Consider the following 15,387-nt stretch of genomic DNA (forward strand, 5'->3'; position numbering starts at 1 on the left):
AGCACCCATGTCGATACTGCGTTCACGGGTACCACCTCCTCGTTCTCTCGCACGGCCTCCGGCAACGTAGCAGTGGTCGCCGTGGTCCGCCAAACGGTTTCCTGGAGCTGATGATCCAGGACAGAATCAGACCTCTTTCGTCCCTATTCTCGCCGTCGATAGGCATCATCAGCGAGAGGAACACCATGCCGGAGCAGACCAACGCCGCGCCCGAGGGCTACACCACGGTTGCGCCCTGGGTCGTGACCGACGACACGGGGGCTTTCCTCGACTTCGTCGCCCAGGCGTTCGACGGGGAGGAGCTCGGGCGGGTGGCGACCGAGGACGGCTTGATCGGTCACGGTGAGATCCGCGTGGGCGACACCGTCGTGTTGGCCTTCGACCGGCGCGCGGACTGGCCCACCATGCCGAGCCTGCTCCGCGTGTTCGTCACCGACGCGGACCAGGCGTTCGCACGGGCCGTCGCGGCCGGCGGGCAGGTCGTCACCGCGCTGGCGGACAACGCCTTCGGACAGCGCGGCGGGCGCATCAAGGACCCCTTCGGCAACATCTGGTGGGTGGTCAGCCACGTGGAGGACGTCGCTGAGGACGAGATGTGGAAGCGGCTGCAGAACCCCGTCTACGCCGAGGCCATGCGCGTGGCCCAGGAGACGCTCGACGCTGAGCTCAGCGGTCATCACGGGCGCAGCAGCGCGCCCGTCAGGACGACCAGCTGATCAATGCCGGTCCGGGCTCCCCCGTGTCAGACCCGAGGCCGACCTGACCTGCTTCGCCGACAAGGGCTACCTTCCGGGTGGGCGGGACTGGGCGGCCGGCGGGTGGGTAGGCGCACACGCTGAGCGAGGTGGTGAGGCGATGCGTGGTTCGAAGCGGCGGGCCCGGGGGTCGGTGGTGTACGGGCCGTATCGGCCGCCGGAGCGGCCCCAGCGGTGGCGGCATGAGCGGACCGGGACCGAGCCCGTCACCGCTCGCAGTGACCTCAAGCTGCGGCGGACGCTGTCGCTGATCTTCGCCCCGCTGTTCCTCATCGGCACGGCCGGGTTCGCCCTGCTCGCCTCGCAGGCGGTCTCCGGCGGCCCGGTGCCCAACCGGGGCACCTATGTCCTCTTCGCCGCGATCTGCGCCGCCCTGGCCGTAATCGCGGTGATCGACCTGGTGGTCATCGCCCGCCGGATGTCCACGGGCAGGTAGCAGACCACCCCCCACGGGCGGAGGGTGGCGGACGGGTAGGGGTGGGGGGTCCCGGACCGGCCGACACCCGCACCAGCCCACACAACCCCCACCACCCACGCTCTAGACGGCCCAGCGCAACACCGCTCCCAGCCCGCCCACGGGCCCGGCCACGTCGTCGGGAACGGCCAGTACCTCGGCGTCGGCCGCCGCCGCACACCGCAGCAGCGCATCGTCGGCCCGCGCCGCCACCGGCTCGGGCACGCCCATGGCCCGTACCTGGCCCCGCTGCACCGCGACCTGCTCCGGCTCGGGCCCGACCCAGACCGACCGCGCCGGATCGGCCCCGGCCCGTCCCAGCAGCAGCGCCGCCACCTGACGGCCCCGCGCCGCGTCCACCACGGCCGGCATGCCCTCGGCAGCCCCGCCTGGCCCGGTGTCGACGCCGAGTGCGCCGTGTTCCCCGGGCCGCCCGCGCCCCGCGCGGAAGCGGCTCAGGAACTCCTCCAGCCGCTCCCGCACATACCGCTCGCACAGCTCGGCGATCTGCCGGTCCAGCAGCCGCGTCGAAGCCCCGGCCGCCCGTCCCCCGCCGTCCACCTCCACGGTGACGCCGCGCAGCTGCTCCGGCAGCCGCCCGTACACCGCCCGCCGCTCCCGGGGGTCGCCCACCAGCACCAGCAGTTGCGCGCCGCTGCCCGGCCACCGCCGGGCCAGCTCGGCCGCGACCATCTCCGCCGTGCGGTTGCGCTGGTTCTCGACCCGGTTGCGGTAGTGCCACTCGGCGCGGTCGGACGGCACCGTACGGTGCCCCCGGCCCTGCCAGTCCCGGCCCTCCGCCTGGCCGACGGGCTCCCGCCCATGGGGGGCGCGCAGCTCCATGTCCACGCCGCCTCGGTCGACGTACGCGACCAGGCAGAGCGGTTCCTCGCCGAGCAGCCCCATCAGCGGCGCGACATGCGGCAGCGCCGACCACCAGGTGTCGACGGTCAGGGGCGAGGCGTCCAGCGGCAGGTCGAGCACCACCTCTCCGCCGGTGGCGAAGACCGCCCGCCCGGCCGGGGCGCGCGAGACGGGTTCGGCGGCGAGCCGTTCCAGGACGGCGGACCGGGTGGGGGTGTCCACACCCTGCTCCACCAGGCGGTCGGCCACCGAGCGTTCGCGCAGCTGCCGCAGCTTGGCGGCGTCGGCGGTGGCGCGTGAGGTGTCCAGATAGACGGAGGCCCAGGGGCCGGAGTGGTCGAGAAGCGGTTTGAGAAAGCCGATTTCCATGATCTCCCCCATGCTCGGGGACACTGATCATCACCAGGACGGACGCCTACCCCGCCCCGTCCCACGAATGCCGGGCACCGGGCACGCGTGCGGGCGCGGCCGAGGGGGCACGAGGCTCTGTACGACGGCGGAACGACCGGAGGATGCCTTGGCCAGAGTCCTGCTGCGGGTCCATGCCCAGGTGTCGGGCGAGGGCGATCCCCCGTACCTCTCCGACCTGCGGGTCCTCCTGGTCGCCGATGTGCTGCTGCGTACGGCCGGGCTCAGCGGCCGGCAGACCCTGGTGGGCCTGGGCCTGCCCGGCGACCTGCCCCCGGACCGGGTGAAGGCGCTGACCCGGGACGCCGAACTGCTGGGCACCCACCCGGCCGCCGCCGTCGCCCCCTCCCCCGACCTCGCCGCCGCCCTGGGCGGCCCCACCGACATCCACATCTCCACCACCCCCAACCCCACCGACGCCGAAACCGACACCCCTCACATCGACGTCGGCCCAGCCCAGGGCCCCGCAGCCCTCCCCGCCGACCCCCTCGCCCTGCGCCTGGCCCTGCTCGACCTCGCCCCCGCCGAACCGGCCGACCTCACCCCGGACACCCTGGCCGACGCCGCCCGCACCCTCGCCCACTGGCGCCGCCGGGTGGCCGACTGGGCCCGCGAACCGTCCCACGCCGCGCATGCCGAGAGCGTCCGCACCGCCCGCGCCCGCTACGCCGCCGGCCTGGACACCCCCGCCGTCCTGGACCTGCTGCGCCGACTCGACCAGACCGACGAGGCCGACGCGGTGCCCGCCGGCTCCAAGTTCGAGACCTTCGTCCACCTGGACCGGGTCCTCGGCCTGGAACTGGCCCGCGACATCGGCTACTGAGCCGCGTACGGAACCGCGCGCCCCTCAGCCCATCGCCCGCCCGGCCGCGATGCGCTGCCGGGCCGCCTCGTAGAGCACCGCCGTCGCCGCATTGGCCGCGTTGAGCGAGCTGGCCGAACCGGTCATGGGGATGCTCACGGTGTGGTCGCACAACTCGCGCCACGCCGCGCTCAGCCCGGAGGTCTCATTGCCGACGAGCAGCAGCACGGGGCGGGTCAGGTCGAAGTCGAAGACGTCCGCCTCGCCGTGCTCGTCCATGCCGACCACCGCCACCGGGTGCCCCTGGGCGCGCTTGCCGTCCAGCCAGGCGACGACCTCCCGCTGCGAGGGCACCCGGACCGTCGGCAGCGCGAAGAGCGACCCCGTACCCGCCCGGACGCACTTGGGGTCGTACACATCGGCGGCGTGCCCGGTGACGATCAGCCCGTCGGCCCCGAAGGCGTCGGCCGAGCGGATGATCGAGCCGAGGTTCCCGGGGCTGGTCGGCCGGTCGAAGAGGACCCCGAGGAAGCCGTGGTCGACCGTGATCCGGTCCAGGTCGTCCTCTGGCATCTCCACCACCGCGACGACCTCGGGCGCGGCCTGCTCCTTCTCCCCCAGCTCGGCCAGCAGCTCCGGGGCCATGGCGATGCACTCGGCCCGGGTGCTGCCGAGCAGGTCCCGGGCCCAGCGGGAGAGGACGCGCCCGGAGTCGTAGAGCACCGCGCGCAGCGGCCAGCCGTGCTCCACCGCGAGGGTGATCGGCCGGACTCCCTGGACCAGGAACTCCCCGGCCCGCTGCCGCTTGTTCCGGTTGGTGAGCAGCGACTGCCACTGCTGGAAGCGGGCGTTGCGGGTCGTGATCCGTTGTACCGCCGCCACCAAAGCACCCCACTGCGTCCGCACCGCGCCAAACGCCGCACCGCCCGGCCCAGCGGCCCGAGATGCGACAGAACCAGCAGGCTACCGCGCGCGCCCGAGGCGGCCCCCGGGGGAGACTGGGAGGGAGAGGCGAGACAGGAGAGCCGCATGACCACCGAGACGATCCACCTCGCCGCCGGCGGTTCGGAGCTGACCGGCGACCTCGTCCTGCCGCCGCAGCCGCGCGGCGTGGTGCTCTTCGCGCACGGCAGCGGCAGTTCGCGGCACAGCCCCCGCAACCGGGCCGTGGCCGGGGCACTCCAGGAGGTGGGCCTGGGGACGCTGCTGCTGGACCTGCTCACCGAGGAGGAGGAGCGGGTGGACGCGGTGACCGCCGAGCACCGCTTCGACATCCCGCTGCTGGGCCGCCGCCTGGTCGCGGCGGTCGACCTGCTCGCCGCCCGGCCGGACACGGCGGCCCTGCCGCTGGGCCTGTTCGGTGCGTCCACCGGCGCGGCGGCGGCGCTGCTGGCGGCGGCCGAGCGGCCCGCGCAGGTGCGGGCGGTGGTCTCCCGGGGCGGCAGGCCGGACCTGGCCGGGGAGGCGCTGAGCGGCGTACGGGCCCCGGTGCTGCTGCTGGTCGGCGGCGCCGACCGCGAGGTGCTGCGGCTGAACCGGGAGGCCGCCGCGCTCCTGACGGCGCCGCATGAGGTGACCGTGGTCCCGGGGGCGACGCATCTCTTCGAGGAGCCGGGCGCGCTGGGCCGGGTCGCCGCCGCGGCGGCCGACTGGTTCCTACGGATGGACCCCGCCTGACCACCGCCTGACCGCCCCCGCTCCGCCCGGCCGCCCCCGCTCCGCCCCGCCGATGGACGGCTGCCATGATGCGGGAGCCGGTGACCCCCGCCGGTCCCTCCCCGCACCCCCGAGGAGCGAGCGTGGCCGCGCAGCCGACCGTTCTCCATGTCACCGACCTCGCCTATCCGGCCGCCGGCCGGCGCTACTGCGACGAGGACATCCAGCTCTCCACCCGGCTCCGCGAGGACTTCACGGTGGCCCTCTGCCATCCGCTGGACGCGGTCCGCCTGATGGACGGGTTCGATGTGGTGCTGGTCCGCAACAGCGGGCCGGTGCTGCACTACCGCGACGAGTACGAGGAGTTCCGCGCCCAGGCCGCCGCCCGTGGCACCCGGGTCCTCAACCCGCTGACCGGCCGGGGCGACATGGCGGGCAAGCGCTATCTGCTGGACCTCACCGCCGCCGGGTACCCGGTCATCCCCACCGTGGACCGCCGCGAGCACCTGGACCGGCTGCCGCAGTCCCCGGCCTATGTCGTCAAGCCCGAGCTGGGCGCCGACTCCATAGGTCTGCGGGTGGTCGGTCCGGATGAGCTGGGCGGCCTCGCCCTGGACGGCTGCCTGGTCCAGCCGCGCATCGACTTCCGCTACGAGGTGTCCTTCTACTTCGTGGACCGGGTCTTCCAGTACGCGCTGAACGCCCCGCGCCCCGACCGCCGTTGGGAGCTGGCCCCGTACCGGCCGGACGCCGCCGACGTGGAGTTCGCCCAGCGGTTCGTGGACTGGAACACCCTGGACCACGGCATCCAGCGGGTGGACGCCTGCCGCACCCAGGACGGGCGGCTGCTCCTGGTGGAGCTGGAGGACCTCAACCCGTACCTCTCGCTGGACCTGCTGGACGGCACCACCCGCGACGCCTTCGTCACCGCCGTCAAGCGGTCCGTGCGGTCCCTGCTCGACGCCGGCTAACGCCCAGGCGGCCAACCCACCGGCTGACTATGCTCCGCCCGCAACAAGGAGAGGGACCCCTGTGATCGAGTACGAGAAGGACGGCGCGGAGATCTACCGCCGGTCGTTCGCGACCATCCGCGCCGAGGCGGACCTGGCCGGGCTGCCGCCGGAGGTGTCGCAGGTCGCGGTGCGGATGATCCATGCCTGCGGCATGGTGGACCTGGTCCGCGACCTGGCCTTCAGCCCGCAGTCGGTGGCCCGGGGCCGGGCGGCGCTGCGCGCCGGGGCGCCGGTGCTCTGCGATGTGGCCATGGTGGCCAGCGGCATCACCCGCAAGCGCCTGCCCGCCGCCAACGAGGTGGTCTGCACGCTCTCCGACCCGGCCGTCCCGGACCTGGCCCGCGAGCTGGGCACCACCCGCAGCGCGGCGGCGCTGGAACTGTGGGGTGACCGGCTGGACGGCGCCGTGGTCGCGGTCGGCAACGCGCCCACCGCCCTCTTCCGGCTGCTGGAGCTGATCGAGGCGGGCGCCCCGCGCCCGGCCCTGGTGATCGGGGTGCCGGTCGGCTTTGTGGGCGCCGCCGAGTCCAAGCAGGCGCTGGCCGACCACCCGTCCGCCCTGGACCACCTGGTGGTGCACGGCCGACGCGGCGGCAGCGCAATGGCGGCGGCAGCGGTCAACGCCCTCGCCTCCGACCAGGAGTAGAACCCCAACCCCCGCCCCGTACCGCCGCAGACCCCTACCGCCGCAGACCCCTACCGCCCCAGACCCCCCAGCCACGCGACCGCGTCCGCGACCTCCGCCACCACCGGTACGCCGCCCGGCAGCGCGGGCCGCCGCACCAGCAGCACCGGAATCCCCAGCTCACGCGCGGCGGTGAGCTTGGCGGCCGTCGCCGTGCCCCCGCTGTCCTTGGTCACCACCACGTCGATGCGGTGGTCGCGCAGCAGCGCCCGCTCGCCCTCCACGGTGAACGGCCCCCGGTCCAGCAGCACCCGGGTGCGCGGCGGCAGCGGCGGCTCGGGGGCGTCGACCGACCGGGCGAGGAACCACAGGTCGGCCAGGTCCGCGAAGGACGCCGCCTCCAGCCGCCCGGTGGTGAGGAAGACCCGGCGGCCGAGGGTCGGCAGCACTTCCGCCGCCTCGGCGAACGACCCGGCCCAGTGCCAGCGGTCCCCGGGACCGGCGACCCACCCGGGGCGGCGCAGCACCAGCAGGGGAACATGGACGGCGGCGGCTGCCTCGGCCGCGTTGGCGGTGATGGTCCGGGCGAAGGGATGGGTGGCGTCGATGAGCGCGTCGGTCCGCTCTGCGCGCAGCCAGTGGGCCAGCCCGGCGGGGCCGCCGAAGCCGCCGATGCGTATCCGGCCGGTGGGCAGCCGGGGTGCGGCGACCCGTCCGGCCAGCGAGCTGGTGACCTGCTGCGCGGGGTCGGCGGACAGTTCGGCCGCCAGCCGCCGTGCCTCGGCCGTGCCGCCCAGGATGAGTACTCTCACGGTGCGCCGCCGACGCGAGGGGCCGGGGAATGTCGGAGGGCCGGGGGATGGCGGGGGGCCGGGGGATGGCTGAGCAGCAGGCGGCGGGCGGCCGGGCGGCCCAGCTGGAGCGCAGCGGGCTGCGGCCCGGCTGGACCACGGGTGCCTGTGCGACCGCTGCCACCACCGCCGCGTACACCGCGCTGCTGACCGGCGCTTTCCCGGACCCGGTGGCCGTCACGCTGCCCGGTGGCCGGCAGCCGTACTTTGCGCTCGCCGCCGAGGAGTTGACGCCTGGTCAGGCGATGGCGGGGGTGGTGAAGGACGCCGGGGACGACCCGGATGTGACCCATGGCGCCCTGGTCCGCGCCACCGTACGCCTCGGCCCGCCCGGTTCCGGGGTGGTCTTCCGGGCCGGTCCCGGGGTGGGGACGGTGACCAAGCCGGGTCTGCCGCTGCCGGTCGGCGAACCGGCCGTCAACCCGGTGCCCCGGCAGCTGATCCGGGACGCGGTGGCCGCCGTGGCCGCCCGCCACGGGGGCGGCGGGGATGTCACCGTGGTTCTCTCCGTCGACCACGGCGAGGAGATCGCCCGTTCCACGTGGAACCCTCGGCTGGGCATCCTCGGCGGTCTCTCCATCCTGGGCACCACCGGGGTGGTGGTCCCGTACTCCTGCTCCGCCTGGATCGACTCCATCCGGCGCGGGATCGACGTGGCCCGCGCGGCCGGTCACGCGCATGTCGCCGGGTGCACCGGCGCCACCTCGGAGAAGGTCGCGGTGGCGGAGTACGGCCTGCCGGAGGACGCCCTGCTGGACATGGGCGACTTCGCGGGCGCCGTGCTGAAGTACCTGCGCCGCCACCCCGTCCCCCGGCTCACGATCGCGGGCGGCTTCGCCAAGCTGTCCAAGCTGGCCGCCGGCCATCTCGACCTGCACTCCGGCCGCTCCCAGGTCGACAAGGGCTTTCTGGCCGAGCTGGCCCGCGCGGGCGGCGGTGACGAGGCGCTGGTGGGGGCGGTGGCGCGGGCCAACACCGCGCTGGAGGCGGTGCGGCTCTGCGCCGCAGCCGGGGTGCCGCTCGGCGATCTGGTCGCCCGGACCGCCCGGCAGCAGGCGCTGGGCGTGCTGCGCGGCTCGCCGGTCGCGGTGGATGTGATCTGTATCGACCGCGCCGGGTCGGTCGTGGGCCGCGCCGCGCCCGCCGGGCCGCGCTGAGGTCCGGTGGGCGGCGCGGTCCGGTCTCAGTTGCGGGAGCTGCGGGAGTTGCCGAAGAGGATGCGGTAGGCGACCAGCAGCACCAGCGACCCGGCGATGGCCGCTCCCCAGGTGGGCAGGTCGAAGAAGTGCTTGCTGATCGGCCGGTCGAAGAACTTGGCGGACAGCCAGCCGCCGACGAACGCCCCGGCCACGCCGATCAGCGTGGTGCCGATCAGGCCGCCGGGGTCGCGCCCCGGCAGGATGGCCTTGGCAATCGCTCCGGCGACCAGGCCGAGGATGATCCAGGCGATGATTCCCATGGTGCGGTCCTGTCTCTCGGGTGGAACCTCGGGTGGAACACGGGTACGGACGAACGGTTGCCCAGGAAGACGCTTCCCGGGCCGCATGCGGTTTCACCGGCGGAAACCCCGGTCGGGGTCGCGCGGCTCGGCGTCGGCGAAGGCGGTGAACCAGGCGGGCGGGCGCAGGTCGCCGAGGCCCAGTTCGCGGTTGGCCTCGGAGTCGGGGTCCTCGATGCCGTCCGCGCCGGGTTCACCCAGCAGCAGGATGTCGTGGTCGCGGGGGAAGAACGCCCGGCAGGCGGTCCAGTCGTAGTCGAAGGGGTGCGCCGGGAGGCCGTCCATCAGCTCGGCGATGTGGTCGGGCTCGTCCTCCAGGGCCGCTGCGGCGTCGGCGAGCGCCAGGTGGAGGGCCATCTCCTCGGCCGGGCAGCGGGGCTGCGGCCAGCGGCCGTCGGCGAGGTCGCCGGCCAGGTCGTCGAAGGCGCGGGCCATCCGGCGCCGCCAGGCCGCGTCCTGCTTCCAGGTGAGCCGGGGCAGGCGGCCCAGGACCGCCCACTCGTGCTCCTCGCCCGGTGCGACCGGCGCCCCGCCGTACTCCTCCACGTCGTCGTAGCCGGCGTCGGCGAGCGCGGAGAGCTGCTCGTACAGCAGGCAGGCGGTGCGCGGGGTGAGCAGCCACCCCTCGCCCGGGGCGGCGGCCGGTGGCAGGTCGAGCGGGAACAGCTCGGCGAAGTCCGGCTCGAAGGCGTCGGCGGGCCGGGTGGTGAGGGCACCGCCGAGCAGTTCCACGCCGGGGATGCCCTCCAGGAGCTGTTCGGGGTCGAGCAGCACATTGAGGGCGCCCTGCGGGCCCTCGTCCACCTCGGCGGCCATCGCGGCGCGCTGGCGTTCCGGGTCGGCGCCCTCGAAGCGGAGTCCGCTTACCGCCCGGTGTCCGGCCGCCCGCAGGGCGGGCCAGTCGGTGACCCGGATCTCCAGGGTGACGACCGCCTCGATCTCCGGCGCCCGGTCGCCCGGGCCGCCTCTGCCGTCCTGGCCGTCCCCGCAGGTCTGTTCGTCGTGATCGCCCATGGGGGCAACAGTAGGGAGTCGGTGGCGCTCCGGGGGTCAGGTGGGGGTCAGCGGCAGCCGCGTCCGCGCGGGCGGCAGCGCGAGACGCAGGCGTCGGTGAGGAAGCCCAGGCCGATGCCGAGCATCCAGAAGTCCTTGGCCAGCGGCAGCCCCTGCTCGGTGGGGGCGAGGCTGCCGGGCTTCCGCATGCCGGGCGTGCGCAGGTACAGGCCCACCAGGCCGCCGGAGAAGGCCGTCAGCCCGGCTCCGGCGAGCGCGGAGGGCACCACGGGCAGCAGCAGCGCCGCGCCGAGGGCGATCTCGGCGGCGCTGAGCAGCTTGAGGAAGGCCCGGGGCTCGATCCGTTCGAGGAACGGGTAGCTTCCGCAGGCCATGCCGTGCAGGGCCCGGGCGGTCTGCTCGTCGTCCAGGCTGCGGCGCTTGGTCAGTCCCGAGTTGAGGATGAAGGCGCCGGTCGCCAGGCGGGGCGCGAGGTCGCCGGGCTTGAGGGGAAGTCGCACGGTGGGCTCCTGGAGGGGGCGACGGGTGGCCCGCGATCGGTTCCCCGATCGGCGCGGCCCATGCCTGCGACCGCTGCGGACCACCCGTGGGGACCATCCGGCGGAGCCTTCCGGCAGCCCCGGCCCGGTCAGCCCCGGCCCGGTCAGCCCCGGCCCGGTCAGCCCCGTCACCGCCCCCAGGCCCGGTCAGCCCCCGGCGCGGGAGGCGTCGGCCAGTTCGGGCGCGGAGGACCCGGGTGGGGGCGGCGGGGTGCCGCGCAGCCCGCGCAGCCGGCGGGCGACCGGTTCGGTCCAGCGGGCGGCCAGCGGGCCGACGATGACCAGCACCAGGACGTATGCGGTGGCCAGCGGGCCGATCCGGGGTTCGGTGCCGACGGCGAGGCCCGCGATGACGATGGAGAACTCGCCGCGCGCCACCAGGGTGCCGCCCGCGCGCCAGCGGCCGGCCGGTTTGACCCCGGCGCGGCGGGCCGCGTACCAGCCGGTGGCGATCTTGGTTCCGGTGGTGACCACGGCGAGCAGGACGGCGGTGAGCAGGACGGGCGGGATCGCGGCGGGGGCGGTGCTCAGGCCGAAGAAGACGAAGAAGACGGCGGCGAAGAGGTCCCGGAGCGGGGTGAGCAGGTTGCGGGCTCCCTCGGCGACCTCGCCGGAGAGGGCGATGCCGACCAGGAAGGCGCCGACGGCGGCGGAGACCTGGAGTTCCTGGGCGAAGCCGGCGACGACCAGGGTGAGGCCGAGGACCACCAGCAGCAGCATCTCGGGGTTGTCGGAGGAGACCGCGCGGCTGATCAGCCGTCCGTGGCGGAGCGCGATGTAGAGCACCGCGCCGACCGTGCCGAGGGAGATCACCAGCGTGAGGGAGCCGCCGGCCAGGCTCATCCCGGCCAGCAGGGCGGTGAGCAGCGGCAGGTAGACGGCCATGGCGAGGTCCTCGATGACGAGGACGCCGAGGATCACGGGTGTTTCCCGATTGCCTAGTCGGCCGAGGTCGCCGAGGACTTTGGCGATGACTCCGGAGGAGGAGATCCAGGTGACTCCGCCGAGTGCCACGGCGGCGACCGGTCCCCAGCCGAGCAGCAGGGCGGCGGCGGCTCCGGGGAGGGCGTTGAGGAGGAAGTCGACGGCGCCGGAGGGGTACTGGGTCTTGAGGCTGGTGACCAGTTCGGGGGCGCTGTACTCCAGGCCGAGCAGCAGGAGCAGCAGGATCACGCCGAGTTCGGCGCCGGTGGCGGTGAACTCCTCGCTGGCGTCGAGGGGGAGGATGCCGCCGTGGCCGAAGGCGAGTCCGGCCAGCAGGTACAGGGGTATGGGCGAGAAGCCGAAGCGCCCGGCGATCCGGCCGAGGATGCCGAGGGCGAGGATGACCGCGCCGAGTTCGATGAGCAGGGCGGTGGGGTCGTGCACTGGCGGTCAGCCTCCTGTGATCAGGTCTGCGACGGCTTCCACTCCCTCGCGGGTACCGACAACGACCAGGATGTCGCCGGCTGCGAAGCGGAAGTCGGGCGTGGGCGAGGGGGTGGCGGAGGTGCGGCGGAGCACGGCGACGATGGAGGCGCCGGTGCGGGTGCGGGCCTGGGTGGCGCCCAGGGTCCGGCCGCTGTACGGGGACCGCGCGGTGACCGGGATGTGCTCGGTGACCAGGTCGATCTCGATGTCCCCGGGGAGCTGCACGACGGGGTCCGGGGCCAGCAGTTTGGCCAGGGTGGCGGCTTCGTGCGGGGCCAGCGGCACGGTGTCCTTGCAGGCGTCGTCGTCCTCGGGGTCGTGGAAGGCGAGGAACCGCCGGCCGTCCTGGTGCGCGACCACGGAGACATGCTGGTTGTCCTCGGTGACCAGGTCGTAGCGGACTCCGACACCGGGGAGAAGGGTCTGGCGGGCGTGGGCTGCGTGGTCCATGCGGGGCTCCGGGGTAGATGGGGGCAGCGGTTCTCGGTCGGATTTTACCATTCCATTACCATCAGCCTGAAGATGCTGGGCGACGCTGCCGAATCCGGGTAGGCGAGTGGGGGAGGCAGGACCGAGCGAGCGGAGGCCGGCTGTGGACAGCGCACTCCCGTCCACGGGTGCCCGGGGCACCGTGGCGCAGCGGATCATCGAGGACCACCTGCTGGAGGGGAGGACCGTCCCCGGCGAGGAGATCGCCCTGCGGGTGGACCAGACCCTCACCCAGGACGCCACCGGGACGCTGGTGATGCAGGAGCTGGAGGCGCTGGGCCTGGACCGGGTCCATACCCAGGTGAGCGTCCAGTACGTCGACCACAACCTGCTCCAGGCGGACGAGCGCAACGCCGAGGACCATGTCTTCCTGCGGTCGGCGGCCCGCCGCTTCGGGATCTGGTTCTCCAAGCCGGGAAACGGCGTCTCGCACCCGACCCATATGCAGCGGTTCGGAATCCCCGGCCGGACCCTGATCGGGTCGGACTCCCACACCTGCGCCGCCGGGTCGCTGGGCATGCTGGCGATCGGCGTCGGCGGTCTGGAGGTCGCCCTCGCCATGGCCGGCCGACCGCTCCATGTGCGGATGCCGCGCATCTGGGGCATCCGGCTGACCGGGACGCTGCCGGAGTGGGTGAGCGCCAAGGACGTCGTGCTGGAGATGCTGCGCCGGCACGGGGTGAAGGGCGGCGTCGACCGCATCCTGGAGTACCACGGGCCCGGGCTGCGCGGCCTGACCGCCATGGACCGGCATGTGATCGCCAACATGGGCGCCGAGCTGGGCGCCACCGCCACCGTCTTCCCCGCCGACGACGCGGTCCGCGACTTCCTGCGCGCCGAGGGGCGGGAGCAGGACTTCACCGAGCTCACCGCCGCGCCCGACGCCCGCTACGACCTGGACGAGGAGATCGACCTCTCCGCCCTGGAGCCACTGATCGCCGCACCCACCTCGCCGGGCAATGTGACTCCGGTACGGGAGGTCGCCGGGCGGCCGATCGGGCAGGCCGTCGTCGGCTCCTCGGCCAACCCCGGCCTGCGCGACTTCGCGATGGCCGCCGCCATCGTCAAGGGCCGCCAGACCGCCGGCGAGGTCAGCTTCGACATCAACCCGACCTCCCGGGAGATCCTCCAGGACCTCACCCTGGGCGGCCACACCTTCGACCTGATCGCCGCCGGCGGCCGCATCCACCAGGCGGGCTGCCTCGGCTGCATCGGCATGGGCCAGGCCCCGGCAGCCGGGCGCAACTCGCTGCGTACCTTCCCCCGCAACTTCCCCGGCCGCTCCGGCACCGACGACGACGCGGTGTGGCTCTGCTCACCGGAGACGGCGGCGGTCTCCGCGCTCACCGGGCGGATCACCGACCCCCGCGACTGGGCGGCCGAGCACGGGGTGGGCTACCCGGAGCTGGACCTGCCCGAGCGGGCCACCGTCAACACCGCCATGCTGGAGCCGCCGCTGCCCGCCGAGCAGGCCGCCACCGTGCAGTTGGAGCGCGGTCCCAACATCTCGGCGCTGCCCGACTTCCCGCCGCCGCCGGACACCGTCGAGGGGCCGGTGCTGCTCAAGGCCGGGGACGACGTCTCCACCGACGAGATCTCCCCCGCCGGGGCGAAGGCCCTGCCGTACCGGTCGAACATCCCCAAGCTGGCCGCGTTCACCCTCACCCGCATCGACCCGGACTACCCGGAGCGGGCCGCCGAGGTCAGGGCGGCCGGCGGCCATCTGATCGTCGCCGGGGAGAACTACGGCCAGGGGTCCTCCCGCGAGCATGCCGCGATCACCCCCCGCCATCTCGGGCTGAACGCCGTCATCGCCAAGTCCTACGCCCGCATCCACTGGCAGAACCTCGCCAACTTCGGCATCCTCGCCCTCGAATTCGACGACCCCGCCGACTACGACCGGATCAGCGTCGGCGACCGGCTGCGGATCGACGGCGTCCACCGGGCGCTGGCCGCCGACGCGCCGCCGACGCTGCTGGTGCGGAACACCACCACCGGCGACGACTACCGCGTGCACCACCGGCTCTCCCCGCGCCAGCGCGCCGATGTGCTGGCCGGCGGCGCCGTCCCCGCCCTGGCGGCACAGGCTCAGCGGCGGGGGAAGGAGTAGGTGTAGCCCTCGCTGTCCAGGCGGTCCAGCAGGCGGCGCAGGGCCGCCACGGTCTGCGCACGGTCGCCGCCGCCGTCGTGCATCAGCACGATCCGGCCGGGCTTCAGCTGGGAGAGCACCGTGCCGAGGATCGCGTCCGAGCCGGGGCGCCGCCAGTCCTCGGAGTCGACCTGCCAGCCCAGCGGGCGCAGTCCGTGGTCGGCGGCCACCGCGCGGATCGCCGGGGTGAAGTCCCCTCCCGGGGCGCGGTAGTACCAGAGCTTCGCCCCCGGCCCGGCGGCTGCGGCGATGTCCCGCTGGGCGTCCAGGACCTCGTGCCGGTTGTAGGCGTCCGACCGGCTGCTCTGCCGCTCGTTGTGGTGCACCGAGTGGTCGCAGAGCCGGTGGCCCTCGGCGACCACCTGCCGGACCAGGTCCGGGTGGGCCGCCGCATTGGGCCCGATCATGCAGAAGACCGCCTTGGCGTGGTGCTGCTTCAGCAGGGCCAGCACCTGGGGCGTCCAGTTGGGGTCCGGGCCGTCGTCGAAGGTGAGGCCGACGCTGCGGCCGCCGTCCTCCAGGGTGTGCTGGATCTCCCTGCCGACCGTCGTCGCCGGCGTCGGCTTCGACGTAGGCGACAGCGGTGGCGGCGGCACCCGGTCGTGCTGCTGGGTGGCCCGGCCCGCCGGGATCCTCCCTCCGGCGGCCTCCGCGGACCCGTCCCCCGATGTTCCGCATGCGGCCAGCGACAGCGCCAGCCCTGCGGCGGCCAGTACGGCCGCCACCCCCCTGCCTATCCGCACCTGCGCCGCCCCGCTCTCTCCACCTCTGACGCCGTCCCCTGGCGCTTTCCAGCCTGACAACCGCAGTTCACAGCCGGATGTGCGCGATGTCCGGTTACTGCAACGGTCCCGGCGCGG

17 protein-coding genes are annotated in these 15,387 nt (G+C 74.2%); 8 read left to right on the plus strand and 9 right to left on the minus strand.

Annotated elements, in window-relative coordinates:
- Nucleotides 1-185 precede the first annotated feature (185 nt).
- The gene (locus C7M71_RS13960; RefSeq protein ID WP_111492229.1) at nt 186-716 is read left to right on the plus strand and encodes a VOC family protein; all 531 of its coding nucleotides are present in this window, start codon (nt 186-188) and stop codon (nt 714-716) included.
- A 139-nt stretch (nt 717-855) separates the two neighbouring features.
- On the plus strand, nt 856-1,191 hold the full coding sequence (locus tag C7M71_RS13965; RefSeq protein ID WP_229758710.1) for a DUF6343 family protein: 336 nt from the start codon (nt 856-858) through the stop codon (nt 1,189-1,191).
- A 102-nt stretch (nt 1,192-1,293) separates the two neighbouring features.
- Here the strand turns inward: C7M71_RS13965 and C7M71_RS13970 are convergent, their stop codons facing one another.
- Nucleotides 1,294-2,442 (minus strand): baeRF2 domain-containing protein, encoded by a 1,149-nt coding sequence (locus C7M71_RS13970; RefSeq protein WP_111492231.1) that lies wholly within the window; start codon nt 2,440-2,442, stop codon nt 1,294-1,296.
- Between the two features lie 148 nt (nt 2,443-2,590).
- On the opposite strand from C7M71_RS13970, the gene C7M71_RS13975 reads away from it, so the two are divergent.
- Complete coding sequence (locus C7M71_RS13975; RefSeq protein ID WP_111492224.1) at nt 2,591-3,304, plus strand: hypothetical protein; 714 nt, start codon at nt 2,591-2,593, stop codon at nt 3,302-3,304.
- Nucleotides 3,305-3,328: 24 nt separating this feature from the next.
- On the opposite strand, the gene C7M71_RS13980 is transcribed toward C7M71_RS13975, so the two are convergent.
- Nucleotides 3,329-4,165, minus strand: coding sequence for a TrmH family RNA methyltransferase (locus tag C7M71_RS13980; protein ID WP_111492225.1), 837 nt, complete (start codon nt 4,163-4,165; stop codon nt 3,329-3,331).
- A 147-nt stretch (nt 4,166-4,312) separates the two neighbouring features.
- Between C7M71_RS13980 and C7M71_RS13985 the strand changes: the two genes are divergently transcribed.
- The 3 genes from C7M71_RS13985 (at nt 4,313) to C7M71_RS13995 (ending at nt 6,598) form a co-directional block, all read left to right on the plus strand.
- Complete coding sequence (locus tag C7M71_RS13985) at nt 4,313-4,960, plus strand: dienelactone hydrolase family protein (RefSeq protein WP_114914366.1); 648 nt, start codon at nt 4,313-4,315, stop codon at nt 4,958-4,960.
- Between the two features lie 68 nt (nt 4,961-5,028).
- Nucleotides 5,029-5,910, plus strand: a complete 882-nt coding sequence (locus tag C7M71_RS13990) for an ATP-grasp domain-containing protein (protein ID WP_111490960.1) — start codon at nt 5,029-5,031, stop codon at nt 5,908-5,910.
- A 61-nt stretch (nt 5,911-5,971) separates the two neighbouring features.
- Nucleotides 5,972-6,598 (plus strand): precorrin-8X methylmutase, encoded by a 627-nt coding sequence (locus tag C7M71_RS13995; RefSeq protein ID WP_111490950.1) that lies wholly within the window; start codon nt 5,972-5,974, stop codon nt 6,596-6,598.
- A gap of 50 nt (nt 6,599-6,648) precedes the next feature.
- On the opposite strand, the gene C7M71_RS14000 is transcribed toward C7M71_RS13995, so the two are convergent.
- Nucleotides 6,649-7,389 carry a cobalt-precorrin-6A reductase gene (locus C7M71_RS14000; RefSeq protein WP_111490951.1) on the minus strand — a complete coding sequence of 247 codons (741 nt, stop codon included), beginning with the start codon at nt 7,387-7,389 and terminating at the stop codon, nt 6,649-6,651.
- Nucleotides 7,390-7,454: 65 nt separating this feature from the next.
- Here C7M71_RS14000 and C7M71_RS14005 point away from each other — a divergent pair, with 65 nt between their 5' ends.
- Nucleotides 7,455-8,585 (plus strand): cobalt-precorrin-5B (C(1))-methyltransferase, encoded by a 1,131-nt coding sequence (locus C7M71_RS14005; RefSeq protein ID WP_111490952.1) that lies wholly within the window; start codon nt 7,455-7,457, stop codon nt 8,583-8,585.
- Between the two features lie 26 nt (nt 8,586-8,611).
- On the opposite strand, the gene C7M71_RS14010 is transcribed toward C7M71_RS14005, so the two are convergent.
- From C7M71_RS14010 to C7M71_RS14030, 5 genes are all read right to left on the minus strand, one after another.
- Nucleotides 8,612-8,887 (minus strand): GlsB/YeaQ/YmgE family stress response membrane protein, encoded by a 276-nt coding sequence (locus C7M71_RS14010; RefSeq protein WP_111490953.1) that lies wholly within the window; start codon nt 8,885-8,887, stop codon nt 8,612-8,614.
- A gap of 93 nt (nt 8,888-8,980) precedes the next feature.
- A complete protein-coding gene (locus tag C7M71_RS14015) occupies nt 8,981-9,940 on the minus strand; it encodes a hypothetical protein (protein ID WP_111490954.1) in 960 nt (319 codons plus the stop codon).
- A gap of 47 nt (nt 9,941-9,987) precedes the next feature.
- Nucleotides 9,988-10,440, minus strand: coding sequence for a hypothetical protein (locus C7M71_RS14020; RefSeq protein WP_111490955.1), 453 nt, complete (start codon nt 10,438-10,440; stop codon nt 9,988-9,990).
- A 186-nt stretch (nt 10,441-10,626) separates the two neighbouring features.
- Nucleotides 10,627-11,847 carry a cation:proton antiporter gene (locus C7M71_RS14025; protein WP_111490956.1) on the minus strand — a complete coding sequence of 407 codons (1,221 nt, stop codon included), beginning with the start codon at nt 11,845-11,847 and terminating at the stop codon, nt 10,627-10,629.
- 6 nt (nt 11,848-11,853) lie between these two features.
- On the minus strand, nt 11,854-12,339 hold the full coding sequence (locus C7M71_RS14030; RefSeq protein ID WP_111490957.1) for a cation:proton antiporter regulatory subunit: 486 nt from the start codon (nt 12,337-12,339) through the stop codon (nt 11,854-11,856).
- A 142-nt stretch (nt 12,340-12,481) separates the two neighbouring features.
- Between C7M71_RS14030 and C7M71_RS14035 the strand changes: the two genes are divergently transcribed.
- Nucleotides 12,482-14,488: an aconitate hydratase gene (locus C7M71_RS14035; protein ID WP_111490958.1), complete on the plus strand. Its 2,007-nt coding sequence runs from the start codon at nt 12,482-12,484 to the stop codon at nt 14,486-14,488.
- Here C7M71_RS14035 and C7M71_RS14040 read toward each other — a convergent pair.
- Nucleotides 14,467-15,270, minus strand: coding sequence for a polysaccharide deacetylase family protein (locus tag C7M71_RS14040; RefSeq protein ID WP_229758712.1), 804 nt, complete (start codon nt 15,268-15,270; stop codon nt 14,467-14,469). The genes C7M71_RS14035 and C7M71_RS14040 overlap by 22 nt on opposite strands.
- Nucleotides 15,271-15,387 lie beyond the last annotated feature (117 nt).

It is taken from the genome of Peterkaempfera bronchialis (assembly GCF_003258605.2).
Classification (GTDB): Bacteria; Actinomycetota; Actinomycetes; order Streptomycetales; family Streptomycetaceae; genus Peterkaempfera; species Peterkaempfera bronchialis.

Bases quoted from the DNA above. Each gene is read 5' to 3' on its own strand.
- C7M71_RS14015 (WP_111490954.1), bottom strand. From the start codon at position 9,940: ATGGGCGATCACGACGAACAGACCTGCGGGGACGGCCAGGACGGCAGA.
- C7M71_RS13990 (WP_111490960.1), top strand. From the start codon at position 5,029: ATGCGGGAGCCGGTGACCCCCGCCGGTCCCTCCCCGCACCCCCGAGGA.
- C7M71_RS13985 (WP_114914366.1), top strand. From the start codon at position 4,313: ATGACCACCGAGACGATCCACCTCGCCGCCGGCGGTTCGGAGCTGACC.
- C7M71_RS13960 (WP_111492229.1), top strand. From the start codon at position 186: ATGCCGGAGCAGACCAACGCCGCGCCCGAGGGCTACACCACGGTTGCG.
- C7M71_RS14010 (WP_111490953.1), bottom strand. From the start codon at position 8,887: ATGGGAATCATCGCCTGGATCATCCTCGGCCTGGTCGCCGGAGCGATT.
- C7M71_RS14030 (WP_111490957.1), bottom strand. From the start codon at position 12,339: ATGGACCACGCAGCCCACGCCCGCCAGACCCTTCTCCCCGGTGTCGGA.
- C7M71_RS13965 (WP_229758710.1), top strand. From the start codon at position 856: ATGCGTGGTTCGAAGCGGCGGGCCCGGGGGTCGGTGGTGTACGGGCCG.
- C7M71_RS14005 (WP_111490952.1), top strand. From the start codon at position 7,455: ATGGCTGAGCAGCAGGCGGCGGGCGGCCGGGCGGCCCAGCTGGAGCGC.
- C7M71_RS13970 (WP_111492231.1), bottom strand. From the start codon at position 2,442: ATGGAAATCGGCTTTCTCAAACCGCTTCTCGACCACTCCGGCCCCTGG.